Source organism: Pedobacter endophyticus, from assembly GCF_015679185.1.
Lineage (GTDB): Bacteria > Bacteroidota > Bacteroidia > Sphingobacteriales > Sphingobacteriaceae > Pedobacter > Pedobacter endophyticus.
Genome location: NZ_CP064939.1, coordinates 4,039,018 through 4,054,772 on the forward strand (window position 1 = coordinate 4,039,018; position 15,755 = coordinate 4,054,772).

18 protein-coding genes are annotated in these 15,755 nt (G+C 39.2%); 12 read left to right on the forward strand and 6 right to left on the reverse strand.

The window, feature by feature from the left end; genetic code table 11:
- Window positions 1-14: 14 nt before the first annotated feature.
- From IZT61_RS16415 to IZT61_RS16425, 3 genes are read left to right on the forward strand one after another with little or no spacing between them, the layout of a single operon-like run.
- Window positions 15-761: a TlpA family protein disulfide reductase gene (locus IZT61_RS16415; protein ID WP_196098125.1), complete on the forward strand. Its 747-nt coding sequence runs from the start codon at window positions 15-17 to the stop codon at window positions 759-761.
- Window position 762: 1 nt separating this feature from the next.
- On the forward strand, window positions 763-3,993 hold the full coding sequence (locus IZT61_RS16420) for a SusC/RagA family TonB-linked outer membrane protein (RefSeq protein ID WP_196098126.1): 3,231 nt from the start codon (window positions 763-765) through the stop codon (window positions 3,991-3,993).
- A 20-nt stretch (window positions 3,994-4,013) separates the two neighbouring features.
- A complete protein-coding gene (locus tag IZT61_RS16425) occupies window positions 4,014-5,387 on the forward strand; it encodes a RagB/SusD family nutrient uptake outer membrane protein (RefSeq protein ID WP_196098127.1) in 1,374 nt (457 codons plus the stop codon).
- Window positions 5,388-5,431: 44 nt separating this feature from the next.
- Here IZT61_RS16425 and IZT61_RS16430 read toward each other — a convergent pair whose 3' ends face one another.
- The 5 genes from IZT61_RS16430 to IZT61_RS16450 form a co-directional block, all read right to left on the reverse strand.
- Window positions 5,432-5,809 carry a hypothetical protein gene (locus IZT61_RS16430; protein WP_196098128.1) on the reverse strand — a complete coding sequence of 126 codons (378 nt, stop codon included), beginning with the start codon at window positions 5,807-5,809 and terminating at the stop codon, window positions 5,432-5,434.
- Between the two features lie 101 nt (window positions 5,810-5,910).
- Entirely contained in the window at window positions 5,911-6,387 is a 477-nt protein-coding gene (locus tag IZT61_RS16435) for a MauE/DoxX family redox-associated membrane protein (protein ID WP_196098129.1), read from the reverse strand.
- Window positions 6,388-6,546: 159 nt separating this feature from the next.
- The gene (locus tag IZT61_RS16440; protein ID WP_196098130.1) at window positions 6,547-7,113 is read right to left on the reverse strand and encodes a Crp/Fnr family transcriptional regulator; all 567 of its coding nucleotides are present in this window, start codon (window positions 7,111-7,113) and stop codon (window positions 6,547-6,549) included.
- A 44-nt stretch (window positions 7,114-7,157) separates the two neighbouring features.
- Entirely contained in the window at window positions 7,158-7,613 is a 456-nt protein-coding gene (locus IZT61_RS16445; protein WP_196098131.1) for a cyclic nucleotide-binding domain-containing protein, read from the reverse strand.
- 109 nt (window positions 7,614-7,722) lie between these two features.
- A complete protein-coding gene (locus IZT61_RS16450; protein WP_196098132.1) occupies window positions 7,723-8,862 on the reverse strand; it encodes a hypothetical protein in 1,140 nt (379 codons plus the stop codon).
- A 293-nt stretch (window positions 8,863-9,155) separates the two neighbouring features.
- Here IZT61_RS16450 and IZT61_RS16455 point away from each other — a divergent pair, with 293 nt between their 5' ends.
- Together IZT61_RS16455 and IZT61_RS16460 are read left to right on the forward strand one after the other, a co-directional pair.
- Window positions 9,156-9,995, forward strand: coding sequence for an RteC domain-containing protein (locus IZT61_RS16455; RefSeq protein WP_196098133.1), 840 nt, complete (start codon window positions 9,156-9,158; stop codon window positions 9,993-9,995).
- Between the two features lie 567 nt (window positions 9,996-10,562).
- A complete protein-coding gene (locus IZT61_RS16460; RefSeq protein WP_196098134.1) occupies window positions 10,563-11,534 on the forward strand; it encodes a toprim domain-containing protein in 972 nt (323 codons plus the stop codon).
- A gap of 155 nt (window positions 11,535-11,689) precedes the next feature.
- On the opposite strand, the gene IZT61_RS22610 is transcribed toward IZT61_RS16460, so the two are convergent.
- On the reverse strand, window positions 11,690-11,896 hold the full coding sequence (locus IZT61_RS22610) for a DUF6965 family protein (protein ID WP_394370730.1): 207 nt from the start codon (window positions 11,894-11,896) through the stop codon (window positions 11,690-11,692).
- Between the two features lie 248 nt (window positions 11,897-12,144).
- Between IZT61_RS22610 and IZT61_RS16465 the strand changes: the two genes are divergently transcribed.
- Genes IZT61_RS16465 through IZT61_RS16495 form a run of 7 tightly spaced genes read left to right on the forward strand, consistent with a single transcriptional unit; the run spans window position 12,145 to window position 15,752 of the window.
- Window positions 12,145-12,555, forward strand: a complete 411-nt coding sequence (locus IZT61_RS16465) for a plasmid mobilization protein (RefSeq protein ID WP_196098135.1) — start codon at window positions 12,145-12,147, stop codon at window positions 12,553-12,555.
- A 2-nt stretch (window positions 12,556-12,557) separates the two neighbouring features.
- Window positions 12,558-13,748, forward strand: a complete 1,191-nt coding sequence (locus IZT61_RS16470; RefSeq protein ID WP_196098136.1) for a relaxase/mobilization nuclease domain-containing protein — start codon at window positions 12,558-12,560, stop codon at window positions 13,746-13,748.
- 11 nt (window positions 13,749-13,759) lie between these two features.
- Window positions 13,760-14,395, forward strand: coding sequence for a ParA family protein (locus IZT61_RS16475; RefSeq protein WP_196098137.1), 636 nt, complete (start codon window positions 13,760-13,762; stop codon window positions 14,393-14,395).
- Window positions 14,392-14,775 (forward strand): hypothetical protein, encoded by a 384-nt coding sequence (locus IZT61_RS16480; protein WP_196098138.1) that lies wholly within the window; start codon window positions 14,392-14,394, stop codon window positions 14,773-14,775. The genes IZT61_RS16475 and IZT61_RS16480 overlap by 4 nt, the downstream gene beginning before the upstream one ends.
- On the forward strand, window positions 14,762-15,088 hold the full coding sequence (locus IZT61_RS16485) for a hypothetical protein (protein WP_196098139.1): 327 nt from the start codon (window positions 14,762-14,764) through the stop codon (window positions 15,086-15,088). The genes IZT61_RS16480 and IZT61_RS16485 overlap by 14 nt, the downstream gene beginning before the upstream one ends.
- Window positions 15,089-15,095: 7 nt before the next feature.
- Window positions 15,096-15,407 carry a DUF4134 family protein gene (locus IZT61_RS16490; protein WP_196098140.1) on the forward strand — a complete coding sequence of 104 codons (312 nt, stop codon included), beginning with the start codon at window positions 15,096-15,098 and terminating at the stop codon, window positions 15,405-15,407.
- A 33-nt stretch (window positions 15,408-15,440) separates the two neighbouring features.
- The gene (locus tag IZT61_RS16495) at window positions 15,441-15,752 is read left to right on the forward strand and encodes a DUF4134 domain-containing protein (RefSeq protein WP_196098141.1); all 312 of its coding nucleotides are present in this window, start codon (window positions 15,441-15,443) and stop codon (window positions 15,750-15,752) included.
- Window positions 15,753-15,755 lie beyond the last annotated feature (3 nt).

Sequence of the window (15,755 nt, forward strand, 5' to 3'; positions counted from 1 at the left end):
TAAACTAACAAACAATGAAAAAAACGATATTCTCTATCGCTAGGGCACTGCCATGCCTTTTTTTTGGAATCGACCTTATAAAGAAACCCAAGAGATGTGTTCCACCTTTTTATGGGAATTTAAGCTTAAGCTGTTTTCAATTGGATGGTCAGACAACAAGGAATGTTGCTAAACTAGCCTATAGAGAAATAAATCTAGAAAGATTACTTAGAAAGAAAATCATTCGGTTAACTGCAGCTTTGTTTTTCCTTTCAACCTCTCTATTCGCGCAGGCAAAGGCGACAAGTCATCAACTGGCAATCAACGATAAAATACCTAATCTTATCCTTTCTCAAATCCTAAATTTTCACCAGAAAAGCGCTCAATTTTCGAGTTTTAGAAATAAAGCGCTTGTTCTTGATTTTTGGGCGACATACTGCTCTCCTTGTATCGCAGAATTTCCGAAAATGGATGCTATGCAAAAAAAATATGGTAAAAATATTCAGTTTTTATTGATGAATACCTATGCGAGTGATACTGTAGAAGTTCTAGAAAAATTTTTAGCTGGGCAAAGAGCAAAAATTAAAGATTTCGCTTTACCCATAGTCGTAAACAACGCTGAAATAAAAACCGTATTTCCAGTCAATACGATGCCGCACTATATCTGGATTGGTGCAGATGGACGTATTAAAGCGATTACACGTGCCGATCAACTTACAGAAGAAAACGTCTCGCGACTTATTGCGGGTTTAAGTCTCAACCTTAAAACTAAAAAAGATTAATATGATGGCAAATCATTTCAACACTAGAAAAATGAAGTGGAATTTTCTACTGTTTTGTATGGCTCTGATAATCATTATCCTTTCTGCAATAACAGCTTTTGCTCAAGAAGCGAATGTGTTAAAAGGGAAGGTTACCGACTTCGATGGAAGGGTAATCCCGGCCAGTGTTCGCTCGAAGAAGAATATGACAATAGTTGATGAGGCTGGAAACTTTACTATTGGAAAATTAAATGTCGGCGACACAATTCGTATCACTGCAACTGGATATAAAACAATATTCAGGATTTATTCAATAAATGAAAAATTCATTTCTGTAAAGATGACAGATGAATCGCAGCAGTTAGAAGATGTCACAGTTCAGACCGGTTATCAAACATTAAAGCCTAACGAAGTTAACGGAACAATCTCCTCCATTACAGAGAAAGCGCTAGGAGAACGTGCAGGTTCGAATATTTTGGAAAGGATAATTGGCCAAAATAGCGGCTTAATGCTCCAGTTAGGAAAGAGTAATAACAATCCACAAAATAAGACCAATATTTCAGTACGTGGTCTCGGAACAATCAATGGACCACTGGATCCGCTTATCGTACTTGATGGTTTTATTTATGAAGGAGATATCTCTAATATTAACCCTAATGATGTAGAGAATGTATCTGTACTAAAAGATGCAGCAGCTGCATCAATTTGGGGTGCTAGGGCTGGTAATGGCGTAATAGTGATTACAACTAAGAAAGGCAGGCAGAACCAGCCCATGCAAATTGCCTTTAGTGCAAATGTACTGGTGCAGGATTTACCAAAATTTAATTCGATTAGGCAAATGAGTAGCGGTGATTATATTGCTTTTGAAAAACAGCTTTTCGAATTAGGGTATTTCAATGATCGGATATCAACTACACCATGGTTGGCACTAACCCCTGTGGTCGAACTTCTTTTAGCAAGAAGAAACGGGCAGATTTCGCAATTAACGGCGGATAATCGTATAAATTTATTAGTCGGAAATAATACACAACAGTCCTATCTGGACAATTTTTATACTCGTGGGATTCTTCAGCAATATAGCCTTAATCTTAAAGGTGGTAGTGACCGTAATACTTATCTGCTTTCTGCTGCCTATGATAAAAATAGGGGTGAAGTGTACAATACCTCGGGTAAATTAAATCTGCATTTTGCCAATGAGTTTAAGGTGCTTGAGAAATTAAACCTCAGTACAAATGTTTATTACACAAATTTTACCGGAAAGACCGGGCGTCCCGCTTATAATAACCTTAGCTCCGGGGGAAGGTATCCGCCGTATTTGAATTTCTCCCAGCCGGGAGGGCTTGCTACTGAATTCAGATCCGCATATACCGATACACTTGCGAAAGGGAAACTTCTTGACTGGAAATTTTATCCCACAGAAGATTATAAACATGATTATACTGATTCCCGTTCTCAGGACTTATTTGCTAACGTCGGGCTTAAGTATCAAATCGTAAAAGGGTTAAATCTGCAGGTAAATTATCAATATCAACGCCAGAGTTCAGATACTGAACGAACATCCGATGAACAAAGTTATGCAGCCAGAAATCTGATCAACTCTTTTAGCCAGGTAAATGCCTCTACGGGTATTATTACTTATCCGGTGCCAAAAGGCGGGATCCTTAATTCTTCATCTTCAGTAGTAAACTCCCAAACTGGAAGAGCGCAATTCAACTACAATAACGTTTTTGGCTTGCATAGCATCACTGCAATTTTGGGTGCTGAAGCAAGAAGTGCAAATACTTCTTCCAGGGGAAGCAGAAGACTAGGATATCAATCCGACCCGCTGTATTTCATCCCTGTCGACGAGGTTGGTCTCTACCGTCAATACCTAACGGGCTTCACAAGTCAGATCGGCAGCGTTAACACCCTGACTCAAACCGCATACCGTTTTATAAGTACGTATGCCAATTTCGCTTATACCTTCAAGGGACGTTACCTTTTATCAGGAAGTATAAGGCGTGATGGATCAAATATTTTTGGTGCTGATATAAATGACAAATGGAAGCCCCTATGGTCATCAGGCTTTGGATGGAAAATTTCGGATGAATCCTGCTACAATTTACATTGGTTGCCAGTACTGCGGCTAACCACAACCTTTGGTTACAGTGGCAATGTAGATTTGACGAAAACAGCATCCCCAATTGCAAGCTACGGAGTGAACGCTTTAACCGGTTTCCCTTTTACGAGGGTCAATGCCATAAATAATCCGAATTTGAAATGGGAGCAGCTTTCACAAGTTGATATGAAGTTGGATTTTGAACTTCCAAAGCAAATTTTAACAGGATCATTTTCTTATTACATTAAGAAAGGGACAGATTTATATGGTGTAACGAATTATGATTATACTACTTGGGGAGCCAGGGAGGTGATTACCCGAAATGTTGGCAATATGAAAGGGCAGGGATTTGACCTTGATCTGCATAGTAGAAATTTTCAAACTCAAAATTTTAACTGGGGAACTGACTTATATATTAGTTATAATACCAATAAAACTACAAAGTATAATAACCGGGATAATTCGTCGGCGTATTATAATCTACTTAATGCTGGAAATTCAATCAGCCCGATCGTAGGATATCCTCTTTATGCAATTGCGGGCTATAAATGGGGAGGGCTGGATAGCAAGGGAAATCCGCAAGGGTATTTAAATGGGAAACTCAGTACAGACTATGATGCTATAACTGATGAGTCTTTTAATTCAGGGGAAAATGTTGTGTACCTCGGTTCGGCAAGTCCAAAATATTTTGGTTCTTTAATCAACACGTTTTTTTTCAAGGGCTTGAGTTTATCACTAAATATTAACTATAAATTGGGTTATAAAGTGAGAAAACCAGCCCTTGCCTACTCATCGCTCATAGAAAGTGGGCTGGGCAATTATGAATATGAATCCCGCTGGCAAAAGCCTGGTGATGAAAATCTTACAAATGTACCTTCATTTATCTATGGTTCTTCAAGTTCCAGGGATGCATTTTACGCTTATTCGGAGATTAATGTGATGCCTGGAGATCACATCCGCTTAGATTATATCCGTTTAAGTTATAAGTTAAATACTGTGCAATGGAAATTCCCGTTCCGCGACCTTGAAATCTATTCAGGCTTACAGAATGTAGGGATCATCTGGAGAGCCAATAATTTCGGTTTGGATCCAGAGTATTCGAATGTACTAGCACCATCCCGTCAGCTAACATTTGGTTTACGGGGATCTTTTTAAAAAATACAGCAAGTAATAAGATGATGAAAAAATATAATATAGGTCTAAGCATTGTGATTTTTATTTCGATGCTCTTTACTTTGAGTTGCAAGAAATACCTTGAAGTAAAATCAAACGCTAGATTAGTCGTACCCAATACCTTAGCTGATGCTCAGGGTCTGTTGGATGATGCTAATTTGATGAACCTGAGAATAGCTCCATCATTTGGTGAAGCATCGAGTGATGACTTTTTTTTGCCACTTACTAGTTATAATGCACTGATTGTAAGAGGACAGGAAGCATATACATGGAAACCGACACCATATAGGTATGGTAATGACTGGAGCCTCGCGTACGCCGCGGTGTATAACAGTAATCTTTGCCTCGAATTGTTGCAAAATATCGAAAGAACGCCATCAAACAGTTCTCTATGGGATAATGCAAAAGGGAGCGCCTTATTTTACCGATCCTTTTATTTTTTGATGTTGACAAACCAATATGGGTTAGCATTCGATGAAAAAACATCCGAGAATGATTTAGGTATAGCGCTCCGAACATCATCCAATTTCAACGTACCATCAGTACGTGCCTCTGTAAGTGATTGCTATAGGAAAATAATCGAAGATGCAACTTTAGCCCTGGCTTTATTGCCAGACTATCCCCAGCATGTGCTAAGACCATCAAAAGGTGCTGCGGCGGCATTATTATCCAGGTGTTATTTGTATCGTCATGAGTATGATCTCTCTTTAAAATATACATTAGAAGCACTCAAATTGAATAATAAATTAATGGATTACAATGGTGATAGTGATCTGCTCGTATTGACCAGTACTGTTCCGATTAAAAAATTTAATAAGGAAACAATTTGGTATGCCGAGCTTTCCAGTAATTTCGGTGTCAATAATACCACAAATTCCAGAATTGATACAACATTGTATGCTAGCTATAATGCGAATGACTTAAGGAGAACCGCATTTTTTAGGGCATCTGCTCCTTATCAGCAGTTCAAGGGGAATTATACCGCTAGCGGGACGATTTACTTTTCAGGCCTTGCTACCGATGAGCTTTATTTAAATAGCGCCGAATGCAAAGCCTTTCTAAATGACTTACCCGGAGCCATGGAATCTTTGAATACTTTGTTAAAATCGCGGTGGAGAAATACAGTACCGTTCTCGCCTATAACTGCGTCCGATAGAACTGATGCCATCAGGAAAATCCGCGAAGAAAGAAGAAAGGAGCTGTTGATGAGGGGTTTGCGATTTGCTGATTTAAAGCGCTATAATAAGGAAGGGGCAAATATAACATTGAGAAGAGTGCTTGGAAATCAGGTCTTTACGCTCGAACCTAATTCCCGCTATTATGCGCTTCCATTACCCAGCGATATAATAGAGTCTTCAGGAATGCAACAGAATTAAAAAAGGGGGCAAAATAAAATGCCCCCTTTAAACCTAATGGACAACTATTGGGCCGTTCTATTTTCAATTTCCATGGTATCATCATCGCTTGATGAAACATACGCTCGTGAAGAGTTGAACGCAGTTGCAACTAAATTCAGTGAAGGATCCAATGTTGGAGTTCCGCTTGTATTAACATAAGCTTGATCCACGTGGATAATACACGCTTCTTGTTGAACTTCATTACATCCAGCTGCGCTTGGATCGTAAATCCAATTGCTTAAGGTTTCAACCTGTGCTTTAGATTTATTGGCGGAATTATACTTGAAAGTATATTGAACCCTTTTACTGTCTGCTTTAAATGCAGAACCACCAAATACTAAAACTAATCCTAGAGCGGCAGCCATTAGGCCTTTGCTCACTTTTTTTACTGTTGTATACATAATTTAAGGATGCTTTTTACTTTGAAAAAACAAGCGAAAAAGTTAGTTTAGGATTGGGCACCATGCCCACTGATTACATTAATTTTTTTATAATTTATTTTTCACTCTTTGCCGCTTAACCTCCTTTCTTTTTTGATGATTTTAATAAGACAACCTAGATTTATAGAAAACAAAAGCATATTGAAGTAAAGATGTCCTTCCCAACTCATCTTTGAGATGAAGCCACCGCAGCTGCATGGGGCGTTGGGAAAAACGTGGGTTAGGATTAGTGTGATATATATGCTAAATCCCAATATCAAAGATAAGGAAAGCCATAACCCCCATTTGTGTTTATTGAAAATCAGCAGCGCAGCAGCGGTTAGCTCAAGAATTGGAACTAGAAAAGTAAGTAACTGCTGTATTAAATAGGAAAAGGGCTGCTCTTTCATCTGGAGCTGGTAAAGCTTTAGATCTGCGAGCTTTGCAAAAACTGCATAAGACCACAGCAATGTGAGCAGCAATATTCCAACAGTATTTAGATGGGATACCAATCTATCATAGCTTATATGCGCCCATTTATTTGAATAACTATTTTCCATGTTTTAGTCTTTAAAAAAACCATCTGATTGTAGATTAAAGTTCGAAACAATAGAAATAATATTTACTACTCGAATTCGGCGATTTTTACTCTTTTTGCACCCCTTGGTAAAAGAAATAATCATACACCTATTTGTCTAATAATGCGATTGCCTGCCGTGTCATTTGCGATATTTCCTTTTTATTTTGAATAGATATTTTGATTCGATTGCGAGAAGGGAGGCCAGAATCTTATGAATGGGAAGATCGATTAATTCTGGATACTTGTGCTGAAAATAAAGAAATCTTGTTTCCGCATGTCTGATCCTTAGCATCTGTTCTCTCTGCTTAATTTCCCAATAATGTTCCTCATAGATTTCCAGAAGTATTATTAGAAATTGCGGATTTGATTTGGCAAGGTCACTCCATTGTGAGAGACTTATTGAATAGCCGGAACTGTCCTTTAAAAAATTTACATACTCATTTGTTTGACTGTAGGAAAAAAACGGCGTAGTCGGGAAAATAAACCCGCTCTGTAATATCCAGGATGTGTTTTCTTGCCCTTCGAAAATAAAATATCCTCTTGCCAGGCCCTCTTCTATAAAATAAAGTTCCGGGTATGAATGATCTGGTGTACTAAGAAGTAAACCTTTATTGAATGTCTTCGAAACAGAGATTTCGGCCAGTTGGCTTACGACAGGTTCGCTCGCATTTTGAAGACTTTGCAGTTTTTCGATTAGTCGTTTCATTTGAATAGGGTTTAAGTTAAGCTTTGGGATGTGTCAAATAGTAATTACACATCAGGAATTTTATTTTTGCCGAGAAGGAGTTCTAACTGTATGTTTAAATGCCAGGCTGTATATGATAGATTCAAGAGGTACGCATCAGGGAATAGTTTCATAAGGTTTGCATAATGCTTTTCGCTAATTGCTACCACAAAAGAATCCTCCAGAAACTCTACATAGAGTTCAAATCTTGATCTTGGCAAAACGTTTGGAAAATGGTACAGGAATTCGCCAGCATTATAAGTGCCGATAACGATTTCTTCGTCATTATCCTTATCGATTGCCATTAACCGTAAAGATCCGCTTTCAATCAGGGGATAAAAATTATAATCTTCTTTAGTCAGGAACACCGTGTGGCCATCCTTATATGCGGTCCTTTTGGCTATGGTTGAGATGTATGCTGTAAGTCCATGCGAGAGCGAGTGAAATGCATTTAGTTTCTGTGAGTAGTTTCCGACATTCATGATCTTTTTAGGGATAAAGAACGGTTATTTGAAAACTTTGTCAAGTTGCAGAAATTTTATGGTCTTGCAACCCCTCATCAAAGTCCTAGATTCGCAGTTTTCTCACAGCTCAATATCTTTCCTGGGCTAATGCAAGCATTTCACTGAGCTTTGCAATCACTTTCCTAACATCTTCACTAGCATGGTTATAATGAGCGTTCCTGGCACTTTTTTCAGATATTGAATCGCGTTCCACAGTGCTAAAGTGCCTGGCAATGTATTGGTGCGCAAATTTTGCTCTTTGCCAGATAATTATACCCGTCTCCATCTGAAGGTGGACGAAAAAAGCCAGTTGTTTAACGGAAAAAGAAACTTTATAGTTGGCGTTCATAATTCCAGCTTCCTCAACTTCATGATTTACAAATTCGATAGCCCTTAGTAAAAGGAGTTCTTCTCTAAGAAATTTTTTTATAGTGCGCTGAAGGTCTGGTTTTGTTTTAAACTGAAGCATTTGGGATTCTCTATATAAAACTCTTATCTCTTTCCGATAAAGACAGACAGCCGAGATTTTTTCACCCAAAGTTGTATTATTCTCAATCTCGCTTGAAATATACCGTTTGGCATAAAGAAATAAGTCCGGATGATTTATTCCAAAACCAATGAAAATTTTTATCACGCTAAACTCATCAACTGAATCAAGCATGATGACATCCTGATATATTTTGGAGCAGGATTTTTTCCAAAATTCCAGATCTTTAAAGCTGATTATCTGACTAAGATTTAAAACTTTTTTTATTACTTCCATCAGCTTTTTATCCAATTTCTTATTTTCTAGTTCACCAATGATCAAACTCAAACTATCCTCAATTTCTGAAGTCTCTGACTCAATCATCTTTATCGGAACCCGGCCTTTGTCGTTGAAAACCTGCGAGAAAACTTGTTTCATCCAGATAAGTATTTCTTCCATTTTGTCCAGCAGTGTGTCAATAGTGTTTATTATAATCTTATGGTACTGACCTTTTTCCCTGAGCGTTTTTTCGTTACTGGCCTTATCCATTAAAAGGGTTAAGTTCTGTTGGTGAAAATTGAAATATGCTTTTAACTTATCGTGGGTATTTAGTTCAACGGCCATATCCCTGAAAACTCTGGTCAGTCGGGAATGTTCTCTTTCCAGACTTTTTTTGGTATCTACTGCATAATTTTTTGCAAAAGTTTTTTTCGTTTGCAGGCTGGTCAGATGTTCCTCAAAAAAAATAAATTGGTAATTCATAGCTGATTTTTAGCACAATTTATGACTGAATTTAGCGCTCAAAGAGATTTTTACACCGAGGGCTTTGGTAGTTACACGGATAGTTTGATTATGCTGACAAACATATTCTCAAAAGTAAAATTTACCGAATTTGTCTCTGAAATATGTTTGTTAATAGCCTATTCAAATGGGGTTGATCAATTATGCAACTGATAGTTAACTTGATTTGGAGTACAAATTGGCACAACTTGCGAAAGTTCCTGTAGCGTTATCGCAGGTTCAATCAAACCACTTTTCACCTAAATCCTTTCTCTATGTTAATCCAAACTTCTGAACAGCTTTATTTAGAAATGACCGCAAAACTGCATGCTGTAAAACAAGAACCCATCAGTGACCTGACCAGATTTTCATCCTCGCTAGACATTATCGAAAAGTATATAACCCGTTTGAACGCATTGGTGAACCAATTGGGTTTCCCTTCCGAAATGGACGAGATTTTATTCTTTAAGGAAACCAAACCGAAATTTTATAGCTGTAAAATTTTGATTGTTGAGCAATTCAATATTCTATCAAATATTCCTATTGATACAGACGAGGCCATTAGAAGTTATTATGTTCGAGAAATAGATTTCTTGAGAAGATATTTTGAGCAAAATAAATTTCTTTACCAATATTATCTAAACAATCAAACTGCCATGGACCAAGAGTATTTTCTAATAAAAAACAAGCAGAATCTTCCGGCGTTGAAATACGACGAATTTGATACCAATGTAGATTATACTTTTGCAAAATTCCGTGCATATGAGCAGCTGCGCGAATTTTTGCTGACCAGGATTCGATTGATATATAATAACCCCGATTCTTCCCTTTATCACTTTCTGGCGAGAAATTCCCAGCTAAAATGGACTGACGACAAAATTAGCCTGGTTGAGCTCGCCTATGGAATATATTTTATGGGTTCTTTAAACAATGGAAAAGCTGACATCTCCCAAGTCGTGGATATTCTGGAGCGAAGCCTGAATATAGACCTGGGTGTTGCATACCGGAAATTCATTGATATATCCAGAAGGAAGAATAAAGGGTATACAGTTTATCTTGATGGTATGAGAAGTGCAATCAACGAACATATCATTGGTAAACAACGCTTCAGTTAAATTGCATCTCCTTATTTTTTTTAACAATTTCAACATAAAACTATATTTCCGGAAAGAAATTTCACAAAACGTTTGGTAGTGAAAGTATAACACAACTTTTAAAAAGTGTGAAAATTTTATTGCCACGATTTATAGAGATTTTGGCAAGTTCGAAAGTTTTACCAAGAGTTTATTCTGTTTTCTGACGATTTTAAGGCAAAATCGGTAAGCTGCAGCATTTCTATTCCGAAAATCAAAACAATTAAGCAACGTTAATGGAATTAAAAAATCGTACCCACTTTTTGGAAAGTGTCAAATGCTCGCAGCATACTTCCTGAATTTTGAGCCAACAAAAGAGTTGGTCTTTGACATTCAGGAATGAAACATTACCCATAACACTATGGGAATTTTGCGAAGCTTTGAGATCACGTCAAAAAGGTGAAAGCGCATTGGCAGACGAGAGTCCGGTTTGTAGAAACTGAGGTGAGTAGTTCCGAATTCATTAATATAGAGGCCATTCTTTAAGTCTCTATCATCAAGGGGCGATAAGCCCCTTTTTCATTTCTAAAATTCTCAAAACCTAATGTTATGTCAGCTTTTCTAAATGTAAATGAGATTAAAGAGAAAGTTTCTCTGTTGAGTCTATTAAAGAATTTGGGCTTCAGTCCGCAAAAGCAATCCGGTGGAGAACATTTTTTTCTCAGTATGCTCAGAGAAGAATATACAGCTTCCCTATGCGTAAATGATGATCTCGGAGTATGGTACGATCACGGCGGAGCCGGGGTTTCGGGAATTAGAAGTGGGAGCATAATTGATTTTGGACTTGCCTACTGGTATCCGTCCACTTTTCCGGAGGTGCTGAATAAGATCTTAGAATATTCAAAAGTCGAACTTGAAAAATCCTCGCAGTTGAACAATAGTGTTCCAGCCAGGTCACAACCCGTAAAAGTTCCTAATTATAGAATAGAGGCCATAAACGAGTCAATTAAAAAGGATGGGTTAAACGCTTATCTTAAATCTAGAGAGATTATTTCTGTTGCAAAGGATCATCTTTATGAACTGCATTATTCAGTTCTTGACAGTAAAAATAAACACAAGAATTTTTTTGCATCCGGCTGGCCCAATGAAAATGGCGGATGGGAGGTCAGAAATAAATATTTTAAGGGTTGTCTGGGTCATAAGGGGATGTCATTTCTACAGGGAGCCGCCGATAAGCTCTGCGTATTTGAAGGGTATTTCGACTTTTTGAGCTGGCTGGTTGATAACCCCAACGACCCATCTTCAGTACTTGTTTTAAATTCCTTGTCCTTTCTTCAGTCTGCAATGGTACGTGCAAAACAGTTCAGCGCCATTCAGGTATATTTTGATCATGATAAAGCCGGAGTTTCCGCTACTCAAGATTTTATAATCAATGTGAGCGGCAGCCAGGATTATTCGTTTAAATATGCCGGGTTTAAAGACTACAATGAGCACCTTGTTGCCAACAAGAAAAGCATTGAAAATTCGTTGGACTCTGGTTTATCATTGAACGTTAACAATGATTTTTCCAATGGACGTTGAAATATCCGTATATATAGATATGAGGATATTTGTTTATGTCACTAAACAAATATAACTGTAGGTGGCTATGTCTATAGCTAACTAGACCTATAGAAATATAGGCATCTATCACATAATACATCTATACGAATATCGAACTATAGAAATAAAAAGATTTAATTTGATTCGATGATGAGTTTCATCAATTTTAATCTGATTAACAAGGGCTTATTGATCTTACTGTCAGGATTTTTGCGCAATGGCGCGAGATGGCTTTCCAGAAATAAATCAAAGTCATTCACTTTTGTTGCCTGGTTTAGATAAACCGGCATTTCAGGTCGCTGGCAAGTCTTGAAAAACGCCTCTAATTCCGTTATTTCCATCAAGCAAAGTTAAGTGCCATTTCCTGTTTTTTGCCGGAATTCTTTTAACAATTATCTAAAAGCTTGTTTCTGAGTCCTATGGATTTAAGCTGCCACTTCTCGATGCCACCCGTCGTTTTTTATTCTGCAAGTTGTGTTTTTGTTGCACAAAAACCCTTTAACTTGCCCGCTTTTTTACCGGTGGTCGGCAGCGGGATGGAAAAAACTCGCAACTCGTTTTTCTTTTTTGAGGATCAAATCAATATTTTATGAGCGTTAAGCAGAAGAATGGAAGGCCGTTGATGGTTGAGGGCAAAAAAACAAAACATATTAAAGCCAGGGTAACCGAGGATGAATATACCATGGTCACAAATGAATGGGAATCCCTTTCGATGAAGGAAAGCGATTACCTGCGTTTGATGGTGTTGAAGCCTGGTTCGTTAAAGGTTAAGGTGAATGCACAGGAGGTGATACGGTTGCTTGATCAGTTGGGGGCTGAGCTGGGCCGGTCAGGAAACAATATCAACCAACTTGCAAGACATGCGAATTTTCTCAATAAGCGAGGAATGCTTAACGCAGAAATAGTAGTCAAGTTCAATGACCTTTTCTCAGAATACATATCCCTTTTCCGGGAAATTGAAAAAGAAACCAGGGCACTTTTGCGCCGGCTGAAGAGTTAGCGATGATCGTCAAGATATTACAGAAATCCAAAACGTTCAGCGCAGTCAGATACAATACCAATAAGGTTGAAAAGGATAAAGGCGAGCTTTTAAAAGTTTCGGGATTTGAAGCACTGTCCGGATTTTCGGAACTGAAACCTCAGGATTATATTAACTACCTATCCTCAGTTGCAGCATTGAATAAAAAGGTTGTGTATCCACAGTTTCATGCCATGATCTCTTCCAAGGGAAGGGCTGCTGACAAACAAAGCCTGTTGCTTCTGGCAGAAAAATGGTTATCTGGCATGGGCTATGGCAACCAGCCCTACATGCTCATATTTCATAAGGATACCGATAACAACCATATCCACATCGTCTCTTCCAGAGTGGACCTAAAGGGCAATAAAATATCTGATGCTTTTGAAAAGATTCGTGCATACCGAGTGCTTAACCGGTTGATTGGCCAGGATGAAAAGCAATTGGCAGCCGAAGCTGTCACCAAAGCGCTGCAGTATAAATTTTCAACAGCAGCACAGTATTTAATGATTTTAGAAGCTAAAGGGTATTCGGTCAAATTGGTAGGTGATGCTTATAACGTATCAAAATTCGGTGAGCTGGTTGCACAGATTGACATTTCAAAAATACAAAACAGCTTAGCCGCAATGGGCTTTTCTGGGGAGCGGAAACTTCAGCTGAGAAAGATCTTTGAAAAATACAAACCGTTAACCGATACTAAAATGTTCCCGGTAGTCGAAAAACATTCGGGCGGTGCACAAGGAAAAATATTAAGGTATTCCTCTGACTTAAGCGAGAGACTTTCTTCCGACTTCGGACTGGAATTTGTTTTTCATTTCAATGATGGCAAAAGTCCATACGGTTACACGATTCTGGACCATGCCAGGAAAAATGTTTTCAAGGGCGGGGAAATTATGGCGCTGGCCAAATTTGCAGAGGTTCTCTCCACAGTACCTCATCAGTCACTGCTGCCTTTAGAGTCTGGTGTTCCGATGCGACCCGGACATTTTCCTGAAGAAAATATGCTGCTGGAAATTTTACCGCTTTCCGGCTCCGGGGATCTGTACTCCGAATTTGCAGAGGGGAGTGATGCCGGTGATTTTTCATTTGGTTTCGATATCGCAGATGATATTGATGATGAGCAGATCAACGGCCGAAACCGCAGAAGACAAGGAAAGGCGAGGACGAACACACGATAAAAATATTTGATATGGTTATACTACTGGGCAACCAAAAAGGAGGTGCGGGCAAAAGCACGCTTTGCCTGCTCCTTGCATACTACCTTTCCACAATAAAAAAAGCGAAGGTGACCGTTCTGGATATGGATTATCAGGCATCAGTCTCCGGGAAGTTCGAGAAGGCAAAGATTCTGGAGAATGAACCTATTTACGAGGTTATCGCTTCGGACCTGAAATATTATCCTGCTTTACTTGAGCTGCTGACACAAAACATTCAAGAGTTCGTACTCATTGATTTACCGGGCAAAATGGATGATGATTTACTGATTCCCATTATTCGCTCCGCAGAACTCATAGTCTGCCCATTCAACTATGATGAATTTTCTGTGGACAGTACTGTTCTTTTTTCACTGGTCTGCAGGGAGATCAACAAGGACTCTCCAATTGTGTATGTGCCCAACCGGATCAAGAACACGGTGAAATATGAAACAAAAGAGGAGGTCGATAGGGCTTTGGCCAGGTTTGGAATGGTCTCCCCGGATATTTCGGACAGGATTGATTTTCAGCGTGTGGGAACAGTCCATGTTCCAGCGGCACTCATTCCTGTTTTCATGCCCGCCCTTGATTTTATCTTCAACGCCCATATGAAGGGAGGAGCTTCATCATGAGCGAGATCAAATCACTTGCCGAGCAGCTTAAATCCAAATTAGAGGAGCAAAAAGGTGTGCAGCTAATCGCTAGTGCTGAAAAACGGCCAGTTCAGAAAAAAAAAAGAGAGAAACCCGATGACAGCAATTCAGCCAATGAGGCTAAAAAGATATCAGCACTTCTTTCAGCGCTTCGCGAGTTCAATATGGATGGGCAGGAAAAAATTCTGATCCGTCTTGATAAGCGCACAGTTGCACAATTAAAGCAGCTCAAAGTCGCAACCAATATTGAAATGATCAGGGTAATTGCCTTCGCGCTGCAAGATTTCCTTAAGTCCCATCCCTGGCTAAACGACTACATTTCTCAAACCTTAAAACAAATGGCCCATGAGCTGGATTAATTTTTTAACAGTAATCTTTATCGTTTACCTTGTTTATTATTGCCTGAACCTACTCTTTGATCTTTTCCTTTCACCACGCATTCCCAATGGGGATATCTCAGAGGATGAACTGTTTTTCACCGAGACCCATACCCCCGAACTGATTACTGCTAACAGGACGATAGATCCGGTAAAAGAGGAGGCAGAAAAAGAAAAACCCATAGTCTTTTTTCCGAGCGGCCCTACCAATGCCAGTGGGGGCATCAGTTTAAAGCACCTTTTTTCCCTTGCAAAGAACAACCTTATCGAACACACACGCACAATACCCTATTAATCTTCCGATGAAGATTTTAAGAAACTTTCTAAAGGTGGCAATAATTGCCGTTTGTGTGATCATCTCCGTTTCCGCTGCTGCCCAGCCAGGTATCTCCGAATTCTATTCAGTCTCTTCCGAGGTTCATCGGTGGTATTTTTCGCTTTCCGATTTGGTACTGGTGATTGGCGCTATCTCCGGAATCCTTGGCGGACTGAGGGTTTACGTAAACTGGCAGACCGGAAAGCACCATATTGATGCCCAGGTGATGGGCTGGTTCTTTTCCTGCATCTTTCTGTCCGTTATGGGCATTTTTCTCCGGGGCCTCTTCGGGCTCTGACCACAAAAATTTAACTTTTTTCAATTTTTTTATATGACAATAAAACGCAAAAAACTTTTACTGGTGGCTATGCTATTGAGCATGGTGCAGACTGGCTTCTCGCAGACCGGCGGCGGCACTACAGGCATTAACGCTGCGACTTCTTCGCTGACCGCTTATGTGGACCCTGTTTCTACGCTGACCTTAGCCATTGGTGCCGTAGTTGGTATCATAGGCGGGGTTCGCGTTTATATCAAATGGAATTCCGGTGATCAGGATATCAATAAGGAGATCATGGGCTGGGGCGGATCCTGCCTATTTCTGGTGCTGGTATCAGTTGTCATCAAGGCATTCTTTGGCGTATAAAAT

Excerpts from the sequence above, each read along its gene's own strand:
- IZT61_RS16415 (WP_196098125.1), top strand. The coding sequence starts at position 15 with ATGAAAAAAACGATATTCTCTATCGCTAGGGCACTGCCATGCCTTTTT.
- IZT61_RS16420 (WP_196098126.1), top strand. The coding sequence starts at position 763 with ATGATGGCAAATCATTTCAACACTAGAAAAATGAAGTGGAATTTTCTA.
- IZT61_RS16425 (WP_196098127.1), top strand. The coding sequence starts at position 4,014 with ATGATGAAAAAATATAATATAGGTCTAAGCATTGTGATTTTTATTTCG.
- IZT61_RS16430 (WP_196098128.1), bottom strand. The coding sequence starts at position 5,809 with ATGTATACAACAGTAAAAAAAGTGAGCAAAGGCCTAATGGCTGCCGCT.
- IZT61_RS16435 (WP_196098129.1), bottom strand. The coding sequence starts at position 6,387 with ATGGAAAATAGTTATTCAAATAAATGGGCGCATATAAGCTATGATAGA.
- IZT61_RS16440 (WP_196098130.1), bottom strand. The coding sequence starts at position 7,113 with ATGAAACGACTAATCGAAAAACTGCAAAGTCTTCAAAATGCGAGCGAA.
- IZT61_RS16445 (WP_196098131.1), bottom strand. The coding sequence starts at position 7,613 with ATGAATGTCGGAAACTACTCACAGAAACTAAATGCATTTCACTCGCTC.
- IZT61_RS16450 (WP_196098132.1), bottom strand. The coding sequence starts at position 8,862 with ATGAATTACCAATTTATTTTTTTTGAGGAACATCTGACCAGCCTGCAA.
- IZT61_RS16455 (WP_196098133.1), top strand. The coding sequence starts at position 9,156 with ATGTTAATCCAAACTTCTGAACAGCTTTATTTAGAAATGACCGCAAAA.
- IZT61_RS16460 (WP_196098134.1), top strand. The coding sequence starts at position 10,563 with ATGTCAGCTTTTCTAAATGTAAATGAGATTAAAGAGAAAGTTTCTCTG.
- IZT61_RS22610 (WP_394370730.1), bottom strand. The coding sequence starts at position 11,896 with ATGGAAATAACGGAATTAGAGGCGTTTTTCAAGACTTGCCAGCGACCT.
- IZT61_RS16465 (WP_196098135.1), top strand. The coding sequence starts at position 12,145 with ATGAGCGTTAAGCAGAAGAATGGAAGGCCGTTGATGGTTGAGGGCAAA.
- IZT61_RS16470 (WP_196098136.1), top strand. The coding sequence starts at position 12,558 with ATGATCGTCAAGATATTACAGAAATCCAAAACGTTCAGCGCAGTCAGA.
- IZT61_RS16475 (WP_196098137.1), top strand. The coding sequence starts at position 13,760 with ATGGTTATACTACTGGGCAACCAAAAAGGAGGTGCGGGCAAAAGCACG.
- IZT61_RS16480 (WP_196098138.1), top strand. The coding sequence starts at position 14,392 with ATGAGCGAGATCAAATCACTTGCCGAGCAGCTTAAATCCAAATTAGAG.
- IZT61_RS16485 (WP_196098139.1), top strand. The coding sequence starts at position 14,762 with ATGAGCTGGATTAATTTTTTAACAGTAATCTTTATCGTTTACCTTGTT.
- IZT61_RS16490 (WP_196098140.1), top strand. The coding sequence starts at position 15,096 with ATGAAGATTTTAAGAAACTTTCTAAAGGTGGCAATAATTGCCGTTTGT.
- IZT61_RS16495 (WP_196098141.1), top strand. The coding sequence starts at position 15,441 with ATGACAATAAAACGCAAAAAACTTTTACTGGTGGCTATGCTATTGAGC.